Raw genomic sequence first — 21,998 nt, 5'->3', positions numbered from 1 at the left:
TCAGTATCCTTCGGCATCAAGATCGGGGCAAAACGCCTGAGTGCTGAGCCGGTTCACTTCTGTATCAAGCTGACCGTCATTGTGCAGCGTAAACCAGCGCCAGCCTGGCGCAAGGGTATCAATGGTAAAGCTGGTGCAGTGCGGTTTGAACTGCACGCAGGTGGAAGGCGTGGCCAGCACGCGGCGACCGTGCCACTCCACATCCATTTCCTGATGGATATGGCCGCACACCAGTGTCTTTGCCAGCGGATAGTGCTGTAACACGGCATCAAGCTGATGGGGATTGCGCAAACTGTGTTGATCAAGCCAAGTGCAGCCTGAAGCAAGCGGATGGTGGTGCAGCAGCACCAGCGTATGACGCAGGGGAAAGCGCGCGAGGGCGTTATCAAGCCAGTCGAGCTGATAGTCGCTTAACATGCCATGAGGCACGCCGAAGACCTGACTGTCCAGCAGCACGACCTGCCAGTGTTCGCCCACCAGCACATGCTTGTGCGCGTTGATGCCGGCTCTGGCCAGCGTATCCACCATTGCGGGCTGGAAATCATGATTACCCGGCAGCCAGACACAGGGTTTTGGCAGGCGCGAAATGCCCTCAACAAAATGCTGATAGGCTTCGACCGAGTGATCCTGAGAGAGATCGCCGGTGGCCACAATGAGATCATAGTCGCGCTGTTGTGCGATGATCGCATCCAGCACGGCGTCATAACTCGACCAGGTATTCACTCCCAGCAGCGATTCGTGTTTTCCTGCGAACAAATGCGTGTCCGTCACTTGCAGAATCCGCACCCCAGATTCTGTCGCCGCAGGAAGAGTTAGCAGGCTATCCAAAGCGTTTCCTTCGTCTCTACGCCATTCAATGCATTATACGTATCAGCAAGCCGGTACTGCCATGGCGCCATGCGTCAGACAGTAGCGTAACCAGTCAGCGAGGAACTGATTGATTTGATGCTTTTCATCACGCTGATTCATCTTTTTATTCGGGTAATCATAACGCGCTTTAAACCGATAGATCTGCTGTGTTGAACACACTTCAGCGACCATGGCGTCATGATACAGCCTGACAGACATGGAAGGCAGGCTCCAGTAACTCACCGCCGGTGCCGTCTGGCGAATTTCAACCAGAGTAGTGTAACGTGTTGATTCTTCTATTGTTAACTGATAGCGGGCGCCGCTCACCTGATAGCTAACCGATGCGCCTGCCTCGTCATCGCGCGGGAGCAGACGGCGTAACTGGGCGAAATTGGTTTCGCACAGCCGCATCATCTCGGGGAAATCAGGGATATAGCGCTGTTTCATTTTTGCGTCCACTCTTCTCGAAGTTCTTTATGGTGCAGTGCCAGCCATTGCAAGGCGATGACAGATGCCGCGTTATCAATAATCCCCTGTTCCACCCAGTGGTAAGCCTGTTCACGGCTTACGACATGCACAAGAATATCCTCATTCTCTTCCTCCAGACCATGGCATCCTGTTGCCAGGCCGGCATCCACTTCTCCCACCATAACCGATAAACGTTCGCTGGTGCCGCCCGGGCTGGCAAGATAGTTCAACACGGGCTTCACCCGGCCAACGGTCAGACCGGCTTCTTCTGATGCTTCACGGCGCCCCACCTGTTCCGGAGTTTCACCGGGTTCAATAATGCCCGCAATCATTTCCAGCAGCCAGGGCGTTGGGCTGCAGTCGAAGGCCGGAATGCGGATCTGCTCAATCAGCACCACTTCATCACGGATGGGATCATAAGGTAGCAGGACGGCAGCATGGCCGCGCTCAAAAACTTCACGCGTCACTTCTCCGCTCATGCCGCCTTTAAACAGACGATGGCGAAAACGGTAGCGAACGATGGAAAAAAAACCGTCGTAGGCCGTTTCACGTGCAATAATTTCTACATCATTTTTTGTGAAAGTCACAGGTGATGTTTTATTGTCCTTCATCGTTTGGTTCCTTTTGCAGATTGGGATGACACAGATAAAACACAAGCCCGGGCACTATCTAAACAGTCATTACAGAGTTATTTACCTGAAACACGCAAATATGGCACGTTCAGCCACCTTATCTCACAGTTGCCCTCTGCTAGAATCTGCGATAATTTTTGGCTTACCGGCGGCACTATCATTGCGATTTGCTGCAACAAAAGGAATGCAAATGAAAAAACTGCTCCCATTATTTATTGGGCTGAGCCTGGGCGGTTTCAGCGTCGCCAGTCAGGCAGAAAACCTGCTTCAGGTTTACCAACAAGCGCGTTTAAGCAACCCGGACCTGCGGAGCTCCGCTGCCACTCGCGATGCTGCGTTTGAGAAAATCAACGAAGCGCGCAGCCCTTTATTACCACAACTGGGTTTGGGTGCAGATTACAGCTATGCAAATGGCTATCGTGATAGTAGCGGTATTCATTCCAACACGACCAGTGGCACACTGCAATTGACGCAAACCATTTTCGACATGTCAAAATGGCGCGCGCTGACCCTGCAGGAAAAAACCGCAGGTATCCAGGACGTCACCTATCAGGTTGCCCAGCAGGATTTGATTCTGAATACCGCGACGGCCTATTTCAACGTGCTGAAAGCCATTGATACGCTTTCTTACGTCGAAGCACAGAAGATGTCCATCTACCGCGAGCTGGATCAAACCACTCAGCGCTTTAACGTGGGCCTGGTGGCCATTACCGACGTGCAGAACGCCCGCGCCCAGTATGACAGCGTGCTGGCCAATGAAGTCACGGCGCGTAACAATCTGGATAACTCGGTGGAGTCTCTGCGTCAGATCACCGGCATGGACTATCTGGCACTGGCCTCACTGAACATCGATCGCTTTAAAACCACCAAACCTGATAACGTTAACGCGCTGCTCAAGCAGGCAGAAAGCCGTAACCTTAATCTGCTTTCTGCCCGTCTGAATCAGGATTTAGCTCGTGAACAGATCCGCTCTGCGGAATCAGGCCACCTGCCAACGCTCGATCTGACCGCGTCTACCGGTCTGTCTAACAGCAAATACGGCGGAAGCCGCGCTGAACAGAGTGCAAACTCAACAGACTCGATTACAGGAAACAGTAAAGTCGGCCTGAGCTTCACGCTTCCGCTTTACAGCGGTGGCAGCGTGACCTCACAGGTGAAGCAGGCGCAATATAACTTTGTCAGCGCCAGCGAACAGCTGGAGGCGGCTCACCGCTCTGCGGTTCAGACGGTACGTTCTTCTTACAACAACGTGAATGCGTCCGCGAGCAGCATTGCGGCGTACAAGCAAGCCGTGGTCTCTGCGCAGAGTTCATTAGACGCCATGGAAGCCGGTTATCAGGTCGGTACGCGTACCATCGTTGACGTGTTGAACGCCACCTCAACCCTGTATAACGCGAAACAGCAGTTGTCCGATGCACGTTACAGCTATCTGATTAATCAGCTAAATATCAGCTATGCGCTGGGCACGCTGAACGAGCAGAGTCTGGGCATTCTCAACAGCCAGTTAGGCAAAGAGATCTCCACCTCACCGGAAACCGTTCAGCCCCAGAACGTTCAGCAGGTACTGGGTGAAGATCACATCGCGAGTTCTTCTGAAACCGCGACGGCGCCGGTGCGCCCGGCCGCCCATAAAAGCAGCCGTAACCCTTTCGCTAACTGATCGCCCTGCGGGCCGCTTTGCGGCCCGCTTCTCTTAAAAACGTATAACTAAGTAAAGATCCCCGTCCTGCCTGGCCGTTAGCTTCATTTCTCGCCACTCATCCCCTATTCTATGCGCTACCTTTGGGCACAGGATATTTATAATGAAACGGACTAAAACGATCCGCTATGCCGCCTTTCGTAAGAGCTGGCAAGCAAGACACTTAACGCCTGTTGCTATCGCTGTTTCAGCGGTATTTATGCTGGCAGGCTGTGAACAAAACGACGAAACCGTCTCGCTCTATCAGAACGCCGATGATTGTACGAAAGCCAATCCCGGCCAGAGTGCGCAATGCACCACCGCGTTTAACAACGCCAAAAAGGAAGCGGAACGCACCGCACCGAAATACGCCACACGTGAAGACTGCGTGGCAGAATTTGGTGAAAACCAGTGTCAGCAGGCGCCTGCACAGGCTGGCGTGGGCAGCACTAATGCCGAGTCGCAGCAAAGCGGCAGCTTCTGGATGCCGCTGATGGCGGGCTATATGATGGGCCGCATGATGGGCGGCGGCGCGGGTTTTGCGCAGCAGCCGCTGTTCTCACCCAAAACGCCAAACAGCCCGGCTAACGGTCAGTTCGTTGATGCGTCCGGCCGTAACTATGGTAACGCCACCTCCGGTAAAACCATGACGGTTCCTAAAACCGCCATGGCGCCTAAACCGACCACCACCTCAACGATTACGCGGGGTGGCTTTGGTGAAACGGTCGCGAAGCAAAACAGCATGCAGCGTAGCAGCAGCGCGTCCGGCACCTCCAGCCGTTCGCTGGGAGGCTAACCCCGCTTATGCAACGCATCGCGATTTCAGAGCGCCCGGGCTGGCGGGAAAAAGCCACGGAGTTTGGTTTTCGTTTTCACACCATGCACGGTGAGCCCTACTGGTGTGAAGAGGCTTACTATCAGTTCACGCTGGCGCAGATTGATTATCTTGAGGACGTCACCGCCGAGCTTCATCAGATGTGCCTGCAGGTCGTGGAAAAAGTGGTGAACAGTGAAGCGCTGCTCACCAAATTTCGCATTCCTAAGCATACCTGGGACTTCGTGCGTGATTCATGGCAACAGCGTCAGCCCTCGCTTTATTCGCGTCTCGACCTCGCATGGGACGGCAAAAGCGATGCCAAACTGCTGGAGAACAACGCCGACACGCCGACGTCGCTGTATGAGGCGGCGTTTTTCCAGTGGCTGTGGCTCGAAGACCAGCTCAATGCCGGTCAGCTGCCGCAGGGCAGCGATCAATTCAACAGCCTGCAAGAGAAACTCATTGAACGCTTTACGGTGCTTCATCAGCAACAGGGGTTTAACTGGCTGCATTTCGCCTGCTGCCGTGATACCGATGAAGATCGTGGAACGGTGCAATACTTGCAGGACTGCGCCACGGAAGCCGGACTGCCGAGCGAATTTCTCTACATTGATGAGATAGGGCTGGGGGAAAAGGGCCAGTTTACTGACGCCCAGGATCAGGTCATCAGTAATCTGTTCAAGCTTTATCCGTGGGAATTCATGCTGCGCGAGATGTTTTCTACCAAACTGGCCGATGCGGGCGTACGCTGGCTGGAGCCGGCATGGAAGAGCATCCTGTCAAACAAAGCGTTGCTGCCTCTGCTGTGGGAGATGTTCCCTAATCACCCTAACCTGTTGCCCGCCTGGTTTGCCGAAGACGATGTGCCACCGATGGAGAAATACGTGGTTAAGCCACTGTTCTCGCGCGAAGGGGCCAACATTCGTATTGTGGAAAACGGCAAAGAGATCGCCCGTGTGGACGGTCCTTACGGCGAAGAAGGCATGATCGTCCAGCAGTTCCATCCGCTGCCGAAATTTGGCGACAGCTATACCCTAATTGGTAGCTGGTTGATTGACGATCAGCCTGCGGGCATCGGCCTGCGCGAAGATCGCGACCTGATCACCCAGGATCTTTCGCGTTTCTATCCGCACGCGTTTATCGAGTAGCGCTTTCCTCCAGGCCAGCTCGCTGGCCTGGTTTCCCTCTAGCCGACCTGTACCGACAGCATACTGATTGCGCCCATTTCCATACCTTCAACAGGGACGGTGACGGCCTCACCTGGCTGACGGGACCCCAGCACGTACAGCAACGGCAGGAAGTGCTCCGGCGTGGGATTGGATAACGCCGCATCCGGATGCTGCATAAAATTCACCAACGGATGGGAATCTGCTCCGGCGTCAACCGCCAGATTATCGCGCACATAGTTGTTGAATCCGGTCGCCCAGTCATAAGCGTTTCCGCCGCCCCACAGAACCTTACGCAGGTTGTGTACCACATTGCCGCTGGCGACGATCATGACACCGCGATCGCGCAAGGCAGACAGCTTTTTGCCCATCTCAAAATGCCAGGCCGCAGGCTTACCGCTGTCGATACTAAGCTGGACTACCGGAATATCCGCCTCAGGATACATTTTAATCAGCACGCCCCACGAGCCGTGATCGAATCCCCATGCATGATCCTGATGAACCGGCACGGGCGATAAAATCTCAGCAATTTCATTTGCCAGTTCAGGCGAACCCGGCGCGGGATAGCGGGTATCAAAAAGCGCCTGCGGAAAACCGCCAAAGTCATGAATGGTACGCGGGTTTTCCATCGCTGTGACCGCCGTTCCCTGGGTATACCAGTGAGCCGAAATGGCCAGGATGGCCCGCGGTCGTGGCAGCGTGGCACCGGCTTTACGCCAGGCTTCGGTGTAACGGTTTTCTTCTAACGCATTCATCGGGCTGCCGTGTCCCAAAAACAGTGCTGGCATACGTAACTGGCTCATAGCGATCCTTAATGTGTTCACTCTATGAGCACTACGATACGCTGTTTGCAGGGGTTATCACGCGGATAAGCATGATGTTCTCTGTCAGGAAATTTGAACGAAAAAGATGAGTCAGATAAGCAGGAAGGATGGGGGAAGAAGTGAAGCAATCAGGCCAGTATTTCTGGCCTGACAGTAAGCCGGTTAGCTGGCCTGACGCGTTTCGTGCTCGCGACGATAGGCAACCAGATCTTCGATCGTCACGACCGGCATCGCATGCTGTTTCGCGAACAGGATCACTTCAGGCGCATGCGCCATAGAGCCGTCGTCGTTGGTCAGTTCACACAGGACGCCTGCAGGTTTAAAGCCCGCCAGCGTGACCAGATCGATGGTCGCTTCAGTATGACCGCCGCGGGTCAGAACACCACCATCATGGGCACGCAGGGGAAAAACGTGGCCCGGACGGTTCAGATCTTCGGGTTTGGCGTTATCGGCAATCGCCGTGCGAATGGTAGTGATGCGATCCTGCGCGGATACGCCGGTGGTGACGCCCTTCGCCGCTTCGATGGTCACGGTAAACCCTGTGCCGTAGGCGCTGGTGTTGTTTTCCACCATCATCGGTAATGCCAGCTGCTGGCGGCGTTCTTCGGTCAGGCAGAGACACACGATACCGCTGCCGTGGCGAATAGTGAGAGCCATCTGCTCGACGGTCATGGTTTCGGCAGCGAAAATCATATCGCCTTCGTTTTCACGATCTTCATCGTCGAGCACCATCACACCGCGTCCTTCACGGAGTGCAGCGATAGCACGTTCTACACGCTGTTTCGGCGTGCCAAATTCAGAAAGTAGAGTCTGATTCATGGTAATAAAACCTTTTAAATGTATTGGGTTACCAGAATCAGGGCAAGCTTAGGAGTGACGCCGTATAGACGTAGCAATGACGCAAAACAGACATAATGCCTGACAGATGTCGTTACCCTCTCCCATCCGGACTTTAACCGTCGGCCCCGGAATTTCACCGGATCTGCTGACCTTCACCATCACAGTGAAGCGCTCGCGGGCTGTCAGCCTGGGCTGATTTACCGCCGGTGGGGAATTTCGCCCCGCCCTGAGAATAAGCGTTTTAACTATAACGCTTCCTATTCGGGGCGGCAATCCACAAAGCCATTATTGCTTTAGCATTTTTTGCGCTAAGGATTTCAGGTTTAACCTTTTCAATTCAGGCATTACACTTAAGTGACTCTAGCGTTGGTACAATGCTGCCATAGCAACCCGTAACCAGGAAACCATCATGATCGACACGAAAAAAATTGAACAAATGGCCCGTCAGGTTCATGACGCGCTGCCGAAGGGAGTTCGTGAATTTGGCGATGATGTCGAGAAGAAAATCCGGCAGACGCTGCAGGCACAAATGACCCGCATGGATCTGGTCAACCGTGAAGAGTTTGATGTCCAGACTCAGGTTTTACTGCGTACGCGTGAAAAACTGGCGGCGCTGGAACAGCGTCTCGCTCAGCTGGAAAGCAAGAGTTCAGCGTCTGCCGCGCCCGCTGCCACCAGCACACCTGGCCCGGCACCGGCCATCGTGCCAGCCGCACATCCTGCTGACAAACCGGCTAAATAAAGGGCGGGCGGGAGCCCAGGCTCCCGCCGCCATGACTCAGTCGCCGCGAATGGTTTTGATGATATTGGTGGTCGAGATGCCATCTTCAAAGTTCAGCACCCGCACGTCACCGCCATTGGCCCAGACTTCCTGGCTGCCCGCGATATCTTCCGGTTTGTAATCCCCGCCTTTTACCAACAGATCGGGCAATACGCTGGCGATTAAGCGCTGTGGCGTGTCTTCTTCAAACAGCACGACCCAGTCCACCGCTTCCAGCGCACCCAGCACGATCATACGGTTTTCCTGCGGGTTCACCGGACGGCTGTCGCCTTTGAGGCGTTTGGTGGACGCATCGCTGTTTACCGCGACAATCAGGCGATCGCCCAGCTTGCGCGCGTTAGCAAGGTAGGAAACATGGCCGGCATGCAGAATGTCGAAGACGCCGTTGGTCATCACCACTTTTTCGCCGCGCTGACGCGCCATGGCGACGGCCTCTTTCAGCTCGGATTCAGTCATGATGCCAAAACCGCGCTCTGGACGCGCACGAATGGCGTTTTCCAGCTCCACGATGCTGACGGTTGATGTCCCCAACTTCCCAACCACCACGCCTGCAGCGGCGTTAGCCAGAAAACAGGCTTCTTCCAGCGAATCCCCTGCGGCTAAAGCAGCGGCCAGCACGCCAATGACGGTATCCCCGGCGCCGGTCACGTCAAACACTTCCTGCGCCTGGGTCGGCAAATGCAGGGGCGCTTTACCTGGCTGCAGCAGCGACATGCCGTTTTCAGACCGCGTGACCAGCAGGGCGGAAAGGTCGCAGTCGGCGATCAGCTTCATGCCACGTTCCACAATCTCATTCTCTGTCTTGCATTTGCCAACCACGGCTTCGAACTCAGACAGGTTGGGCGTCAGCAGCGTCGCTCCGCGGTAGCGCGCAAAATCCGTGCCTTTCGGATCGATCAACACCGGTACATTCGCCTCGCGTGCCAGCGCGATCATCTGCTGAACGCTGTCCAGTGCGCCTTTGCCGTAATCCGACAGCACCACCGCACCGCTACGGGACAGTGACTGGCGCATTTTTTCGTGCATCGGGGCGGCGTCCACCTGCTCAAATCCCTCTTCGAAGTCCAGACGGATGAGCTGTTGGTTGCGAGAGAGGACGCGCAGTTTGGTAATGGTGGGATGGCTTTTTAAGGTGACAAAATCGCAGTCAACACGAACATCCTTCAGCGTTTTACTCAGTACCTGAGCCGCATCGTCTTCTCCGGTCAGTCCGATCAGACGGGAACCCGCCCCCAGCGCAGCAATGTTCATTGCCACGTTAGCGGCGCCGCCTGGGCGTTCTTCAACGGTTTCCACCTTGACCACCGGCACCGGCGCTTCAGGCGAAATACGGCTGGTGGGGCCGTACCAGTAACGATCCAACATGACATCGCCAACGACCAGCACCGAGGCCTGGCCGAACGCGGGCAGAGTAACTTTCATTCCAGACACTCCAGACTGCATTCAAAATAGTGCGCGGATGATAACACAGTTGCGACAGGTGCTATCAGCATCACGCCGTGAGAGAGTGTGGTGACTGTAGCCATCGCTGCCAGCTGGTGTTCACCGACTCTTTTTCCTGCGCAAAGGCGTCAGGTTCAACATGCCCGGGCTGCTCCTGAAGCGCCAGATGATGCAGCGCATCGCGCAGCGTGACATAAGCATGCGTGAGCGCTGCCGCTTCCTCGTCAGACATTTTGTGGTGGATTGCCATCCGTTCAAAAATCCGCACATTGTCTGACCAGCGCGTCAGGTCGGGCTGCTCCGCCGCATAGCGCAGCACCAGGTACTGGGCGATGAATTCAATATCCGTAATGCCGCCTTCGTCCGTTTTGATCTCCCAGCGGCCCTTGTGCTTGTTGCTCAGGTGCGCGCGCATTTTGTCACGCATCTCTCTGACTTCCGTTTGCAACGCTGCTGCATCGCGCGGCAGACAGAGGATCGCACGGCGAATGGCGCTAAAACGCGCGCTCAGATCGGGCTCACCGAACACCACGCGGGCGCGGACCAGCGCCTGATGCTCCCACGTCCAGGCTTCGTTGCGCTGATAATCGTCGAAGGCTTCAAAAGTACTGACCAGCATGCCAGCCGCGCCCGAAGGCCGCAGTCGCGCATCCACTTCGTACAAAATGCCGGACGACGTACGGGTGCTGAACAGATGCATGATGCGCTGCGCCAGCCGCAGGTAAAACTGCCGTCCGTCTATGCTGCGCTCGCCCTGCGTGACGGCTTCCATCGGGCAGTCGTGCAGGAAAACCAGATCGAGATCGGAGCTGTAGCCCAGTTCCCATCCGCCCAGCTTGCCATAGCCCAATACCGTGAAGCCCCGTTCGTGTTCATGCACAAGGTGCGACGGTCGGCCATAGCGCTGCACCATCATATTCCATGCCTGCTGCACCACCGATTCGATAATGGCCTCGGCCAGCCAGGTTAAGTGATCGCTCACTTTCATCACCGGCAACGTGCCCGCAATATCCGCCGCCGCGATGCGTAATAACTGTGCCTGTTTAAACTGGCGTAATGCTTCAAGCTGCTGCTCTTCATCATCCGCAGGAATGCGCATCAGGTACTGACGCAGCTCATCCCGGTAGGCATCCGTAGCGGTTGGCTGATAGAGCGTGGCGGGATCAAGCAGCTCATCCAGTAACAGCGGATAACGTGCCAGCTGGCTGGCCACCATCGGTGAGGCTGCGCAAAGACGAATCAGGTGACGCAACGCGCCGTGATACTCGGTGAGCAGCTCAAGGTAGGTACTGCGGGTCAGAACGCTCAGCAGCAACGGCGCCAGGCGGCTGAAGGTCACCGCGGCATCGCTGCGTGAACAGACTTCACTCAGCAGTTGAGGCATCAGCTGATCCAGCGCCTGACGGCCGCGCGGGCCGATAGTGCGGTGACCGATATCCTGGCGAAACGCTTCCAGCGCCTGATTAAGAGCATGACACTGCGTGGTATCCAGTTGTGGCACCAGCGGGGCCAGCTCAGTGTCCTCCAGGCTGTCGTGCCACAGCATGTTAAAGTCGGCCAGTTCGGGGCGATCGCCCACATCCGGCGTATCCTCACCGATTAACTCATCGAAGATGGCACGCACGGCGGCCATATGCGTTTCCAGCCGGGCGCTCAGCGCAGCCCAGTCATCACAGCCCATCGCCCACGCCAGCCGGGCGCGGGGTAACGCCTCTTCCGGCAGCGTTTGCGTTTGTTCGTCCGCCAGACTTTGCAACAGGTTTTCCAGCCGACGCAGAAACAGATAAGCCGCGCGCAATGCCGCAACCTGCTCGGGTGGCAGTAAGGCCAGAGATTCAATAGCAGACAGCGTAGGTATCAAGGCCCGGAGCTGAAGCGAGCGCTCACGTCCGCCACGAATCAACTGAAAAACCTGCACGATAAATTCTGTTTCGCGAATCCCGCCCGCGCCCAGCTTGATGTTGTTTTTCAGCCCACGGCGACGCACTTCACGCGCGATCATCGCTTTCATATTGCGTAACGACTGGATGACGCTGAAATCGATGTAGCGGCGATAAACAAAGGGCCGCAGCATCTGCTGCAGTTCCTGGCTCCAGCGATCCTGCTCATCGCCCATCAGCCGCGCCTTCACCATGGCGTAGCGCTCCCAGTCGCGGCCCTGCTCCTGGTAATAATCTTCCAGGGCGGCAAAACTCATGACCAGCGGCCCGCTGTCGCCAAACGGGCGCAGGCGCATATCGACCCGGTAAACAAAGCCGTCGGCCGTGGGCTGATCGAGTACTTTGATCAGGCGCTGGCCCATGCGGGTAAAAAACTGCGCATTGTCGAGTTCGCGGCGACCGCCGCGCGTGGTGCCGTTTTCCGGCCAGGCAAAAATCAGATCGATATCGGAGGAGAAATTCAGCTCGCCACCGCCCAGCTTGCCCATTCCGAGGATCAGCAGCGGCTGTGGTTCACCCGCGGCATTGCAGGGCGTGCCGAATTCGCGACAGCAGTCCTGATAAACCCAGTGGCGCGCGGCGTCGATCTGCACCTCGGCTAATACGCTCAGCTGCTGCAGCGTCTGCTCTGTCGTGGCAAGCTGCAAGCACTGCATCCAGGCAATGCGAACCAGCATGCGACGGCGAAACAGGCGCAGCACGCGCATCAGGCTGGCTTCACTGTCCACCGCCGCCATGTCTCTGCCCAGCCACTGCGTATACTGCTGCCACTCGTCGGCCTCGGGCGACTGTGCGGCAATCTCCTGCCACCAGTGCGGATTCTGCTGCAGGTTATCCAGCACAAAGTCGCTGAAGGCCAGACCGGCAAGCTGCGCCTCGCTGAGAGCGGTATCCGCAAGACCGAGCTGTTCAACTGCCCGCGCGGCCTGGGTGCGCAATACGGTGGGTAAGGATGGCAACATGTTCTCTCCCTGATAGCGTGCTGTATGACTTAACGTGGCGAACCGCTGGTTAACCAAAAGGGTGACTGTTTCATCGCCTGCGCCGTTAACCAGTCCAGGCTGGCGTGCTGCTGTTCCCTGATTGCGCGCTGCAGCTGCTGCCACGGCGCCAGCCAGTCGTGAACGGCATCCGGCGAGTAAGCGCCCGCCAGCAAATGCACCGCCAGCAGCTGTCGATCCAGGCGCGTGGCCTTGTCCTGATACTCATTCACCTGATGGACGGTGCTGAAGGTTTCTTTCAGATCGGCATTGATGCGGCCCAGCATGATATCGCCAAAGCGTTTAAAGGAACCGTTGAGCTTGGTTTGCCCCTTTTCATCAATCCACTGCCGCCAGTGCGCCTCGGCTAACCAGTGAGTAAGTGCTAACTGGGCCTCTACCGAGAGAGCCGAAAAACAGAAGCTGTCGGCATCGACATCTTCATTTAGCAGCGTTTCTTCCAGCGTGGTCAGCTTCTGACGCAGCTCGCTACTGGCCTTGCGCGGGACTACCGCCCCAAACAGCGCAAACGCCTGACGCAGAACATCCAGCGCCTCACGAACCGCTTCTCTGGCGCGCTTATTGCCACGCAGCCACACTTCTTCATGATATTGCCAGTGGTGAAGGCCTGCCGCCATGGCCGCCGTCATGCCCTCTTCCACCGTGGCTTTCGCCCCGGCTTTTAACAGCGGAAAGGCGGTTACCTCACGCGAGGGATTACCTTTAGCTAACTGATAGCCGCGCGCCGCCTTGCTCAGGCTGCCCATCCGCAGGTCGCCCACGGCCACTAACTGCTGAGCAAACGTCAGCAACTCGCTGCGCTGGCCACCTTTTAGCTCAAGCTCAACCTCTGACAAAGGTTCGCTCAACTCTCCCGCCGTCACGTCGCCCCGATCGCAGGCAATTTCTATTTCACTACTGCCCGCCGTGACTACCCAGATCTCTCGTTCAAAATGGGTACTGAACAGCGGCTGCAGGCGCTGCTGTAGCGCTGCCACATCCGTTCCTTCCGGCCAGATGTCTGCGGGCAGAAGGCTGATGTCCAGCGTTGGCTCAGTGAGGTCAACGTTGTATTCGCCGCGCTGATGTAGCCCACCCAACGTTTTGCCGGCGGTTTTCAGCGTCATTTCGTAGCGTTGATCAACGCCCCGAATGCGCAATCCCATATTCCAACGACGTAACTGATTATCGTCGGTTTCAAAATAGATATTGGTCAGCTGACGGGCAGCCTGGTGCTGATGCGGAAACGCCGCCAGCCGTTCTGCCAGTTTCCCGGCAGCATTGGGTTTAGCAATGAACTTAAGTTCGATTTCGATGGTCATATTTTTTTATTCACTAACGCCGCTGGCACTTAAGGATATATTCCCTGCCTGTTTAAGGTTATCTTCTGCTGCATCCACTGAGCTGAAGGTTAGGGTTTTCAGGCGAAGAGTAATGCACAGAAGCCGGACTGTCTCTGCTTTCTTTGTGCTTTCGCTACCCTTTTCGCACTGTCATGAGACCAGGATAGTTCTCATTCAGATTTACGCGAAGCCTCTACAGACTGTGCCGGTAAATTATCTTTAATTTTTAAGCAAAACGAAATCTAATGAAAAAAATCACACTCGCTGGAATCACTTTGCTGGCCCTCAGCACCCTTGCACCTGCTCACGCCGATGAAAAACGTTACGTTTCTGACGAATTATCCACCTGGGTTCGTAGCGGTCCCGGCGACCAGTTTCGCCTGCTGGGCAAGCTGAATGCGGGTGAACAGGTACAGCTGCTGCAGACCAATGATGCCACCAAATATGGCCAGGTACGCGATGCCGAAGGCCGCACCGTCTGGATCCCCCTGTCGCAGCTGAGTGAAAATCCCAGCCTGCGCACCCGGGTACCGCAGCTGGAACAACAGGTTAAAGACCTGACCGCCAAGTTAGCCAATATTGATAACAGCTGGAATCAGCGCACCGCCGAAATGCAGAACAAAGTGGCCAGCAGCGACAGCGTGATCAACGGCTTAAAAGAGCAAAATCAGAAGCTGAAAAACGAACTGATCGTGGCGCAGAAGAAAGTCAGCGCCGCTAACGTTCAGTTGGATGACAAACAGCGTACGATCATCATGCAGTGGTTTATGTATGGTGGCGGCGTGCTAGGCGTCGGCCTGCTGCTTGGGCTACTGTTGCCGCACATGGTGCCGCGCCGTAAGAAAAACGATCGCTGGATGAACTAGTTTTACCACCGCTCGCTATCAGGGGATCGTAAGATGCCCCTTTTGGCCTGTCTGCAATATGTCGAATTTGTGCAACAATAGAGTTTGTGCCCGTCTGGATTCAGGTGCCGGAAGCCCACAGACGCGCAGATCACTTATTTATCTCTGGAGTTGTGCGTGAAGACGTTTCTTGTTGGCGGTGCAGTGCGCGATGCGCTGTTGAAGTTGCCGGTTAAAGACAAAGACTGGGTGGTGGTAGGCGCGACCCCGGAAGCCATGCTGGAACAAGGCTACCAGCAGGTCGGCCGCGATTTCCCCGTGTTTCTGCATCCCGACAGCCGGGAAGAGTATGCGCTGGCACGTACCGAACGGAAGAACGGCAAAGGCTACACCGGGTTCACGACCTGGTCGGCGCCAGACGTCACGCTGGAGCAGGATTTACAGCGCCGCGATTTGACGATTAACGCTATTGCCCGCGACGCTCAAGGCGAGCTTTACGATCCCTACCACGGACAGCAGGATATTGCCGACCGGCAGTTGCGCCACGTTTCCGATGCCTTTAGTGAAGATCCCCTGCGCGTCCTGCGCGTCGCGCGTTTTGCCGCGCGCTTCGCCCACCTTAATTTTCGTATTGCCGACGAAACGCAGGCGCTGATGCGACAAATGGCAGAGAGCGGCGAGCTGGCCGATCTCACGGCCGAACGCGTCTGGAAAGAGACGGAAAAAGCCCTGTCCTCCCATAATCCCCAGGTTTACTTCCAGGTACTGCGCGACTGCGGCGCATTGCAGGGACTGTTTCCGGAAATCGATAACCTGTTCGGCGTGCCGGCGCCCGCACGATGGCACCCGGAAATTGATACCGGGGTTCACACGCTGATGGCGTTAACCCTGTCTGCTGGCCTGTCGGAAGCGATTGACGTGCGCTTTGCGACGCTGTTTCACGATGTCGGTAAAGCCTTAACGCCGGTTGAAAAATGGCCCAGCCATCACGGACATGGCCCGGCAGGCGTTCCGCTGGTCGCCGCGCTGTGTCAACGGCTACGCGTGCCGAATGCGATCCGTGATCTGGCGCTGCTGGTCACGGAGTTTCACGACATGATGCATACCATTGAGCAGCGCCCTGCCGACGCGTTGATTGGCTTATTTGACCGTCTTGACGCCTGGCGCAAACCCGAGCGGGTTAACCAACTGGCGCTGTGCAGCGAAGCGGATGCCCGCGGACGCGGTGGCCTTGCCAACATGCCTTATCCCCAGGGCAACTACCTGCGACGTGCGTTTGCCCTGGCTCAGGCCGTGTCATCTAAGGCGGTCGTGGAGGCGGGATTTAAAGGGATAGAGGTGCGGGAAGAGCTCACGCGACGTCGTATTGAGGCTGTCGAACAGGGCTTAGCGTAACACGGCCAGTTGCCCGACCGCGTTACCCTGTGGCTTACATGAAAATCATGTACACCGCGCCCGCCACGATAAAGCGGTAGATGGCAAATGACACGAAAGAGATGCGTTTGATCAGCTCCAGGAACACTTTGATGGCCAGCAACGCGACAACGAATGCGGTGATAAAGCCCACCGCAAACATCGGGAAGTCGGCCATCGTCAGGAAGCCGAGGCTTTTATAGATATCCAGCCCTGTCGCCCCGATCATCATCGGTACGGCCAGGATAAACGAGAACTCGGATGCGGCATAGCGGCTCACGCCCATCAGCATCCCGCCTGAAATGGTGGCGCCCGAACGCGAGAAGCCCGGCCACAGCGCCAGACACTGGAAGCAGCCAATCATAAACGCCTGACGATAGGTGATATCATCAATACCTGGCGATTTTGGCTGTTTCGGTTTCAGGAATTCCGCTGCCAGCAGCAGTAAGCCCCCGACCACCAGCGCATACATGACGTTAATCGGATTAAACAACGTTTTAATCTGATCGTGCAGCGCCAGACCAACCACCACCGCAGGGATCATGCCCAACAGGATATGGATCAGGGTTAACCGACCTGTCCCGACACCTTCATGTTTAACTTCACCAAAGTGAATGCCGATCAATCCAAACAAACGCCGCCAGAACATCACGACGACGGCAAGAATGGAACCTAACTGAATGACCACTTCAAAGGTTTCTGCTTTGTCGCCCTCAAAGCCCAGCAGGTGCCCCACTATAATCATGTGCCCGGTAGAAGAGACCGGTAAGAACTCGGTTAACCCTTCTACCACGCCCAGGATTGCAGCTACCCACAGCTGATGAAGATCTGCCATCAATGTATTCCCTCTGTCCGTTTTAAAATCATGAAAAAGGCGCTAGCTGTTGCGCTATCGCCTTAAATCTTATCTGCTTAAGTCTGAGTAAAACCTTAAGCTCAACTGCCGTTTAGTCTGTCGTAACGAAACGGCACGTGCTGAGACAAACAGTAATTTGGTTTGGTTTCATTGTGATGGCAATCACATCGTAATTATTTAGGAATAGTCCCGCGCTCAATTCGCACGCCAACCTGCGCTGCCTGAGCCACCGCGCCCGGTTTTGCTACCCTGATGCGCACGCCAGGTGAATTGAAACGGTTCATCAACAGATCCGCAATTTCTTCCGCTACGCGCTCCACCAACGCAAAACGCTGTCCCGTCAGATGCGACAGAATCGCTTCTGAGACATCGGCATAGCTCAGGCAGTCTTTCACATCGTCGCTGGCGGCAGCCTGACGGTTATCCCACGCCATTTCTACATCGATCACCAGCTTCTGCTGAATCCCCTGCTCCCAGTCATAAACGCCTATCGTGGTGAAGACGGTGAGTTGTTCTATAAAGACGATATCCATGATGATGCTCTCTGTTTTTGGTCGCGCCGGATACCACTTCCGGCAGATTGTGCGTATTATCCATGGTAGACGTGATCAAAACGACCCCAAAGGAAACGGGACGGTGTTATGAGTGCTTTCGCGCTTGGTATGATTATTTTCGCGTATCTGTGCGGTTCAATTTCCAGTGCGATTCTGGTTTGCAAACTCGCCGGTTTACCCGATCCCCGCACCCATGGTTCAGGCAACCCGGGCGCAACCAACGTACTGCGTATCGGCGGCAAACTGGCGGCTGCGTCTGTGCTGGTGTTCGATATTGTGAAAGGTATGCTGCCCGTGTGGCTGGCCTATCTGTTTCATGTGCCCCCACTTTATCTGGGCTTAACCGCCATTGCTGCCTGTCTGGGCCATATTTATCCGGTCTTTTTTCGCTTTCGTGGCGGGAAAGGCGTGGCGACGGCGTTTGGTGCAATCGCCCCCATTGGCTGGGACCTGACCGGACTCATGACGGGAACGTGGCTACTGACCGTGCTGCTGAGCGGCTACTCATCGCTTGGCGCGATTGTCAGCGCGCTTATCGCGCCGTTTTATGTCTGGTGGTTTAAGCCACAGTTTACGTTTCCGGTTTCCATGCTCTCCTGCCTGATTTTACTGCGTCATCATGACAACATTCAGCGCCTGTGGCGCGGTCAGGAAAGCAAAATCTGGAAGCGAAAAAAGAAAAAGTAAGCGTAAAAAAAGCCGGTTAACCGGCTTTTTTGATCTCAGATGGCGGGCAGTTCCGACAAGGGCCAGCGCGGCCTGACGCTCACGCCCAGTTCTCCCCGCGTGCCGCCTTTAAGGCGCACCATGCCCGCGTAGGCAATCATGGCCCCGTTATCGGTACAAAATTCAGGACGGGCATAGAACACCTCACCGCCCCGCTTTTGCATCATCACGGCCATCTGTTCACGCAGGGTGCGGTTAGCGCTGACGCCGCCCGCAATGACCAGACGTTTAAAACCCGTATGATCCAGCGCGCGTTTGCATTTAATCGCCAGCGTATCGACAACCGCATCTTCAAACGCCCGGGCGATATCGGCGCGGGTTTGCGCGTCATCGTCATTGCCACGAATGGTATTCGCGGCAAAGGTTTTCAGGCCTGAGAAACTAAAATCCAGCCCCGGACGATCCGTCATCGGGCGCGGGAAGGTGAACCGCCCGGCGGTGCCCTGCTGCGCCATTTTCGACAGCATCGGGCCGCCAGGATAATCCAGCCCCAGCAGTTTGGCGGTTTTATCGAAGGCTTCACCTGCGGCATCGTCAATCGACTCGCCCAGCAGTGTGTATTCGCCAATACCGGTGACGCTGATTAACTGCGTGTGACCGCCTGAAACCAGCAATGCGACAAACGGGAACGCGGGCGGATTCTCTTCCAGCATCGGTGCCAGCAGATGACCTTCCATATGGTGCACCGGCACCGCAGGTACCTTCCACGCAAAGGCCAGCGCGCGTCCAACCGTTGCGCCCACCAGCAACGCGCCCACCAGGCCCGGTCCGGCGGTATAGGCGACCGCATCAATTTGCTGCGGCGCCAGGTTGGCCTGCTTCAGGGCCGCCTGGATCAGCGGCACCGTTTTGCGCACGTGATCGCGCGATGCCAGTTCCGGCACCACGCCGCCGTAATCGGCATGCAGTTTTACCTGGCTGTACAGTTGGTTAGCCACCAAGCCAGCCTCGTCATCATAGATTGCGATGCCGGTTTCATCGCACGATGTTTCAATACCCAGAATTCGCATTGCTTCACCTCATTCTTGCGGCGCGCAGTTTAGCATAGCCCTTGCACGAAAAGAGGATGCAATCCACGCAAAAAGTCATTTTCTGCTGCCTAAAGAGTGCGCTATACTCCCGCCCCTGGAAAAAACCGGCAGCCGCACAGGCAAACGCTCCTGTTGGTTCTAAATTATCCATGGTGCTTTACAAGCCGACGCGAGTTGGAGTAAAATGCTGCACCATTTTGAAATGTGCTGGCGCCGCAGTCAGCAGCAAAACCGAATTTTATTGAGGTGAGAGTTACATGCCGGTAATTAAAGTACGTGAAAACGAGCCGTTCGACGTAGCACTGCGTCGCTTTAAGCGTTCCTGCGAGAAAGCAGGCGTTCTGGCCGAAGTTCGTCGTCGTGAGTTCTATGAAAAACCAACGACCGAACGTAAGCGCGCTAAAGCATCTGCAGTTAAGCGTCATGCCAAAAAACTGGCTCGCGAAAACGCACGCCGCACTCGTCTGTACTAATTTCCCGGAGGTTCGCCTCCACAGCGTGATAAACGCAGACCGAGTCAAGTAAAAGGCCGTGCTTTCCGAAAGGAAGCGCGGCTTGTTGTCGTTTATGAGCTGAAAAAACGGGGCTTATGGCAGGACGTATTCCACGCGTATTTATCAATGACTTACTTGCCCGCACGGACATCGTGGAGTTAATCGATGCCCGCGTTAAGCTGAAAAAGCAGGGAAAAAATTATCATGCGTGTTGTCCTTTCCATAATGAGAAAACGCCCTCTTTTACCGTAAATGGCGAAAAGCAGTTTTATCACTGCTTTGGTTGCGGCGCTCACGGTAACGCAATCGACTTTCTGATGAACTATGATCGTCTTGAGTTTGTTGAAAGTATTGAAGAGTTAGCCACTTCCCATGGTTTAGACGTACCTTACGAAGCGGGCAATGGGCCAAGCCAGATGGAACGCCATCAGCGCCAGAGCCTGTACCAGCTGATGGAGAACCTGAACGGTTTTTATCAGCAGAGTTTGCAGCAGTCCAGCGCCCAGTCAGCACGCGATTATCTTGAACATCGTGGTCTGAGCGCCGACATCATCAACCATTTTTCGATTGGCTATGCGCCCGCCGGTTGGGACAACGTCCTGAAACGCTTCGGCAAGCAGCCTGAAGATCGTGAATCGTTGATGGAAGCGGGGATGCTGGTCAGTAACGACAAAGGCCGGGTTTATGACCGCTTTCGCGAGCGCGTGATGTTCCCGATTCGCGATAAGCGAGGCCGCGTCATCGGTTTTGGTGGCCGCGTGCTGGGTAATGATACGCCTAAGTATCTGAACTCACCGGAAACGCCGGTTTTTCATAAAGGCCGTCAGCTCTATGGCCTGTATGAAGCGTTAAAAAATCATCCTGAACCTAAACGCCTGTTAGTGGTGGAAGGCTATATGGATGTGGTTGCCCTGGCGCAATTCGGCGTGGATTACGCGGTTGCGTCACTGGGGACATCAACCACGGCTGAACATATTCAGCTGCTGTTTCGCAGCACGGACAACGTGATCTGCTGTTATGACGGCGATCGGGCCGGGCGTGAGGCAGCATGGCGTGCACTTGAAACCGCATTGCCTTACATGAATGACGGTCGTCAACTACGCTTTATGTTTCTACCCGACGGCGAAGACCCGGATACGCTGGTTCGCCAGGAGGGTAAAGCCGCATTTGAGGCGAGGATGGAGCAGGCGATGCCGCTCTCTTCGTTTCTGTTCGACAGCCTGCTACCTCAGGTAGATTTGAGCTCTCGCGACGGTAAAGCACGTTTAAGTACGTTGGCGTTGCCGCTGATCACACAGATTCCCGGTGAAACACTGCGTATCTATATGCGTCAGGCGCTGGGTAACAAGTTAGGTATTCTGGATGACTCTCAGCTTGAAAAGCTGATGCCAAAGCAGGCCCCGGGCGGAAGCGCACCGGTCGCCCCACCGCTTAAACGCACCACGATGCGCGTTTTAGTGGCGCTGCTGATTCAGAATCCGCAGCTGGCAACCCTGGTGCCGTCACTGGACGGGCTTGCCGAGTCGAAAATTGCCGGTTTACCGTTATTTATTGAATTAGTGACGCGCTGTAATGAGAATCCTGGATTGACCACCGGTCAGCTACTAGAGTTATATCGCGGAACAAATTTTAGCCAGACGCTTGAAACACTGGCCGTCTGGAACCACATGATAGTGGATGAGGAAAGCGAGGCGGTATTTCAGGACTCCCTTGCCAGCGTTTATGACTCGGCGTTGGAAGAGCGACTGGAGTTCCTGATTGCGCGTGAACGTACGCACGGGCTCAGTACCGACGAGCGACGCGAGCTCTGGGCGCTGAGCCAGGCCTTCGCGAAAAAGTAACGCATTATCCGGCCTGCGGCTTTCCCTAAGCGAAGCGGCATGCTGAAAAATTGAGGGGCGAAGCACGTTTTGTTTCTGTTGGCGCACAGTCACCGGCGCGTACTGATGTACGTGAGGATGACGAGCACGTAGCAGCGGCAAAAATGGCGAGTAAGCCAGCTTCCGCCTTCGGGCCGTCGGCGTCGAAGCAAGTTTTGTCGCTGAAAGCGCGCAGTCACCGGAGCGTACTGATGTACGTGAGGATGACGAGCACTTGGCAGCGGCAAAAATGGCGAGTAAGCCAGCTTCCGCCCTCGGGCCGTCGGCGTCGAAGCAAGTTTTGTCGCTGAAAGCGCGCAGTCACCGGAGCGTACTGATGTGGATGACGAGCACTTGGCAGCGGCAAAAATGGCGAGTAAGCCAGCTTCCGCCCTCGGGCCGTCGGCGTCGGAGCAAGTTTTGTCGCTGAAAGCGCGCAGTCACCGGAGCGTACTTATG

General features: G+C 55.7%; 20 protein-coding genes and 1 riboswitch. Of the genes, 9 read left to right on the top strand and 11 right to left on the bottom strand.

From position 1 onward, the window contains the following. Genes cpdA through nudF form a run of 3 tightly spaced genes read right to left on the bottom strand, consistent with a single transcriptional unit; the run spans nucleotide 1 to nucleotide 1,928 of the window. The gene (cpdA, locus tag DFO57_RS10600; RefSeq protein WP_028715810.1) at nucleotides 1-828 is read right to left on the bottom strand and encodes a 3',5'-cyclic-AMP phosphodiesterase; all 828 of its coding nucleotides are present in this window, start codon (nucleotides 826-828) and stop codon (nucleotides 1-3) included. 42 nt (nucleotides 829-870) lie between these two features. After that, nucleotides 871-1,296, bottom strand: coding sequence for a DUF1249 family protein (locus DFO57_RS10595; protein ID WP_014605031.1), 426 nt, complete (start codon nucleotides 1,294-1,296; stop codon nucleotides 871-873). Further along, entirely contained in the window at nucleotides 1,293-1,928 is a 636-nt protein-coding gene (nudF, locus tag DFO57_RS10590; protein WP_013027242.1) for an ADP-ribose diphosphatase, read from the bottom strand. Before nudF ends, DFO57_RS10595 begins: the two co-directional genes overlap by 4 nt. A 211-nt stretch (nucleotides 1,929-2,139) precedes the next feature. Between nudF and tolC the strand changes: the two genes are divergently transcribed. The 3 genes from tolC (at nucleotide 2,140) to DFO57_RS10575 (ending at nucleotide 5,592) form a co-directional block, all read left to right on the top strand. Then, nucleotides 2,140-3,609: an outer membrane channel protein TolC gene (gene tolC, locus DFO57_RS10585; protein WP_024471050.1), complete on the top strand. Its 1,470-nt coding sequence runs from the start codon at nucleotides 2,140-2,142 to the stop codon at nucleotides 3,607-3,609. Nucleotides 3,610-3,751: 142 nt separating this feature from the next. Further along, complete coding sequence (locus DFO57_RS10580) at nucleotides 3,752-4,423, top strand: DUF1190 family protein (RefSeq protein WP_013027244.1); 672 nt, start codon at nucleotides 3,752-3,754, stop codon at nucleotides 4,421-4,423. A gap of 8 nt (nucleotides 4,424-4,431) precedes the next feature. Further along, a complete protein-coding gene (locus DFO57_RS10575; RefSeq protein WP_014594637.1) occupies nucleotides 4,432-5,592 on the top strand; it encodes a glutathionylspermidine synthase family protein in 1,161 nt (386 codons plus the stop codon). A 38-nt stretch (nucleotides 5,593-5,630) separates the two neighbouring features. Here DFO57_RS10575 and ygiD read toward each other — a convergent pair whose 3' ends face one another. Continuing rightward, nucleotides 5,631-6,413: a 4,5-DOPA dioxygenase extradiol gene (gene ygiD, locus DFO57_RS10570; RefSeq protein ID WP_024471052.1), complete on the bottom strand. Its 783-nt coding sequence runs from the start codon at nucleotides 6,411-6,413 to the stop codon at nucleotides 5,631-5,633. Between the two features lie 183 nt (nucleotides 6,414-6,596). Next, entirely contained in the window at nucleotides 6,597-7,253 is a 657-nt protein-coding gene (ribB, locus tag DFO57_RS10565; RefSeq protein WP_013027247.1) for a 3,4-dihydroxy-2-butanone-4-phosphate synthase, read from the bottom strand. Nucleotides 7,254-7,363: 110 nt separating this feature from the next. Next, a riboswitch (FMN riboswitch) is annotated at nucleotides 7,364-7,512 on the bottom strand. 171 nt (nucleotides 7,513-7,683) lie between these two features. On the opposite strand from ribB, the gene DFO57_RS10560 reads away from it, so the two are divergent. Next, complete coding sequence (locus tag DFO57_RS10560) at nucleotides 7,684-8,016, top strand: accessory factor UbiK family protein (protein WP_013027248.1); 333 nt, start codon at nucleotides 7,684-7,686, stop codon at nucleotides 8,014-8,016. Nucleotides 8,017-8,052: 36 nt separating this feature from the next. Here DFO57_RS10560 and hldE read toward each other — a convergent pair whose 3' ends face one another. The 3 genes from hldE to DFO57_RS10545 form a co-directional block, all read right to left on the bottom strand. After that, nucleotides 8,053-9,477, bottom strand: coding sequence for a bifunctional D-glycero-beta-D-manno-heptose-7-phosphate kinase/D-glycero-beta-D-manno-heptose 1-phosphate adenylyltransferase HldE (gene hldE / locus DFO57_RS10555; protein WP_014605027.1), 1,425 nt, complete (start codon nucleotides 9,475-9,477; stop codon nucleotides 8,053-8,055). Nucleotides 9,478-9,547: 70 nt separating this feature from the next. Continuing rightward, entirely contained in the window at nucleotides 9,548-12,400 is a 2,853-nt protein-coding gene (glnE, locus tag DFO57_RS10550) for a bifunctional [glutamate--ammonia ligase]-adenylyl-L-tyrosine phosphorylase/[glutamate--ammonia-ligase] adenylyltransferase (RefSeq protein ID WP_110015337.1), read from the bottom strand. Nucleotides 12,401-12,429: 29 nt separating this feature from the next. Then, nucleotides 12,430-13,740, bottom strand: a complete 1,311-nt coding sequence (locus DFO57_RS10545) for an inorganic triphosphatase (RefSeq protein WP_110015336.1) — start codon at nucleotides 13,738-13,740, stop codon at nucleotides 12,430-12,432. Between the two features lie 266 nt (nucleotides 13,741-14,006). On the opposite strand from DFO57_RS10545, the gene DFO57_RS10540 reads away from it, so the two are divergent. Next, complete coding sequence (locus DFO57_RS10540) at nucleotides 14,007-14,627, top strand: TIGR04211 family SH3 domain-containing protein (RefSeq protein ID WP_013027252.1); 621 nt, start codon at nucleotides 14,007-14,009, stop codon at nucleotides 14,625-14,627. A 156-nt stretch (nucleotides 14,628-14,783) separates the two neighbouring features. Further along, nucleotides 14,784-16,001, top strand: a complete 1,218-nt coding sequence (locus tag DFO57_RS10535) for a multifunctional CCA addition/repair protein (protein WP_110015335.1) — start codon at nucleotides 14,784-14,786, stop codon at nucleotides 15,999-16,001. Nucleotides 16,002-16,035: 34 nt separating this feature from the next. Here DFO57_RS10535 and bacA read toward each other — a convergent pair whose 3' ends face one another. Both bacA and folB read right to left on the bottom strand, forming a co-directional pair. Beyond that, nucleotides 16,036-16,854, bottom strand: coding sequence for an undecaprenyl-diphosphate phosphatase (gene bacA / locus DFO57_RS10530; protein ID WP_014594643.1), 819 nt, complete (start codon nucleotides 16,852-16,854; stop codon nucleotides 16,036-16,038). Between the two features lie 194 nt (nucleotides 16,855-17,048). After that, nucleotides 17,049-17,408, bottom strand: a complete 360-nt coding sequence (gene folB, locus DFO57_RS10525; RefSeq protein ID WP_013027255.1) for a bifunctional dihydroneopterin aldolase/7,8-dihydroneopterin epimerase — start codon at nucleotides 17,406-17,408, stop codon at nucleotides 17,049-17,051. A gap of 108 nt (nucleotides 17,409-17,516) precedes the next feature. Here folB and plsY point away from each other — a divergent pair, with 108 nt between their 5' ends. Beyond that, nucleotides 17,517-18,116, top strand: coding sequence for a glycerol-3-phosphate 1-O-acyltransferase PlsY (plsY, locus tag DFO57_RS10520; RefSeq protein WP_013027256.1), 600 nt, complete (start codon nucleotides 17,517-17,519; stop codon nucleotides 18,114-18,116). A gap of 35 nt (nucleotides 18,117-18,151) precedes the next feature. Here plsY and tsaD read toward each other — a convergent pair whose 3' ends face one another. Beyond that, a complete protein-coding gene (gene tsaD, locus DFO57_RS10515; RefSeq protein ID WP_013027257.1) occupies nucleotides 18,152-19,165 on the bottom strand; it encodes a tRNA (adenosine(37)-N6)-threonylcarbamoyltransferase complex transferase subunit TsaD in 1,014 nt (337 codons plus the stop codon). Between the two features lie 278 nt (nucleotides 19,166-19,443). Between tsaD and rpsU the strand changes: the two genes are divergently transcribed. Next, nucleotides 19,444-19,659 carry a 30S ribosomal protein S21 gene (gene rpsU / locus DFO57_RS10510; RefSeq protein ID WP_001144069.1) on the top strand — a complete coding sequence of 72 codons (216 nt, stop codon included), beginning with the start codon at nucleotides 19,444-19,446 and terminating at the stop codon, nucleotides 19,657-19,659. Between the two features lie 116 nt (nucleotides 19,660-19,775). Further along, complete coding sequence (gene dnaG, locus DFO57_RS10505) at nucleotides 19,776-21,521, top strand: DNA primase (RefSeq protein ID WP_029570674.1); 1,746 nt, start codon at nucleotides 19,776-19,778, stop codon at nucleotides 21,519-21,521. The last annotated feature ends 477 nt before the right edge of the window (nucleotides 21,522-21,998 follow it).

This window comes from Pantoea sp. AG702 (assembly GCF_003182295.1).
In the GTDB taxonomy this organism is placed as follows: Bacteria; Pseudomonadota; Gammaproteobacteria; order Enterobacterales; family Enterobacteriaceae; genus Pantoea; species Pantoea ananatis.
Note: the sequence above shows the minus strand (reverse complement) of the source record. Positions and strands in the feature narration are given on the sequence as shown.

What these genes read in the sequence shown, in the direction of transcription:
- DFO57_RS10595 (WP_014605031.1), bottom strand. Translation starts at nt 1,296, where the DNA reads ATGAAACAGCGCTATATCCCTGATTTCCCCGAGATGATGCGGCTGTGC.
- nudF (WP_013027242.1), bottom strand. Translation starts at nt 1,928, where the DNA reads ATGAAGGACAATAAAACATCACCTGTGACTTTCACAAAAAATGATGTA.
- tolC (WP_024471050.1), top strand. Translation starts at nt 2,140, where the DNA reads ATGAAAAAACTGCTCCCATTATTTATTGGGCTGAGCCTGGGCGGTTTC.
- DFO57_RS10580 (WP_013027244.1), top strand. Translation starts at nt 3,752, where the DNA reads ATGAAACGGACTAAAACGATCCGCTATGCCGCCTTTCGTAAGAGCTGG.
- DFO57_RS10575 (WP_014594637.1), top strand. Translation starts at nt 4,432, where the DNA reads ATGCAACGCATCGCGATTTCAGAGCGCCCGGGCTGGCGGGAAAAAGCC.
- ygiD (WP_024471052.1), bottom strand. Translation starts at nt 6,413, where the DNA reads ATGAGCCAGTTACGTATGCCAGCACTGTTTTTGGGACACGGCAGCCCG.
- ribB (WP_013027247.1), bottom strand. Translation starts at nt 7,253, where the DNA reads ATGAATCAGACTCTACTTTCTGAATTTGGCACGCCGAAACAGCGTGTA.
- DFO57_RS10560 (WP_013027248.1), top strand. Translation starts at nt 7,684, where the DNA reads ATGATCGACACGAAAAAAATTGAACAAATGGCCCGTCAGGTTCATGAC.
- hldE (WP_014605027.1), bottom strand. Translation starts at nt 9,477, where the DNA reads ATGAAAGTTACTCTGCCCGCGTTCGGCCAGGCCTCGGTGCTGGTCGTT.
- glnE (WP_110015337.1), bottom strand. Translation starts at nt 12,400, where the DNA reads ATGTTGCCATCCTTACCCACCGTATTGCGCACCCAGGCCGCGCGGGCA.
- DFO57_RS10545 (WP_110015336.1), bottom strand. Translation starts at nt 13,740, where the DNA reads ATGACCATCGAAATCGAACTTAAGTTCATTGCTAAACCCAATGCTGCC.
- DFO57_RS10540 (WP_013027252.1), top strand. Translation starts at nt 14,007, where the DNA reads ATGAAAAAAATCACACTCGCTGGAATCACTTTGCTGGCCCTCAGCACC.
- bacA (WP_014594643.1), bottom strand. Translation starts at nt 16,854, where the DNA reads ATGGCAGATCTTCATCAGCTGTGGGTAGCTGCAATCCTGGGCGTGGTA.
- folB (WP_013027255.1), bottom strand. Translation starts at nt 17,408, where the DNA reads ATGGATATCGTCTTTATAGAACAACTCACCGTCTTCACCACGATAGGC.
- plsY (WP_013027256.1), top strand. Translation starts at nt 17,517, where the DNA reads ATGAGTGCTTTCGCGCTTGGTATGATTATTTTCGCGTATCTGTGCGGT.
- tsaD (WP_013027257.1), bottom strand. Translation starts at nt 19,165, where the DNA reads ATGCGAATTCTGGGTATTGAAACATCGTGCGATGAAACCGGCATCGCA.
- rpsU (WP_001144069.1), top strand. Translation starts at nt 19,444, where the DNA reads ATGCCGGTAATTAAAGTACGTGAAAACGAGCCGTTCGACGTAGCACTG.
- dnaG (WP_029570674.1), top strand. Translation starts at nt 19,776, where the DNA reads ATGGCAGGACGTATTCCACGCGTATTTATCAATGACTTACTTGCCCGC.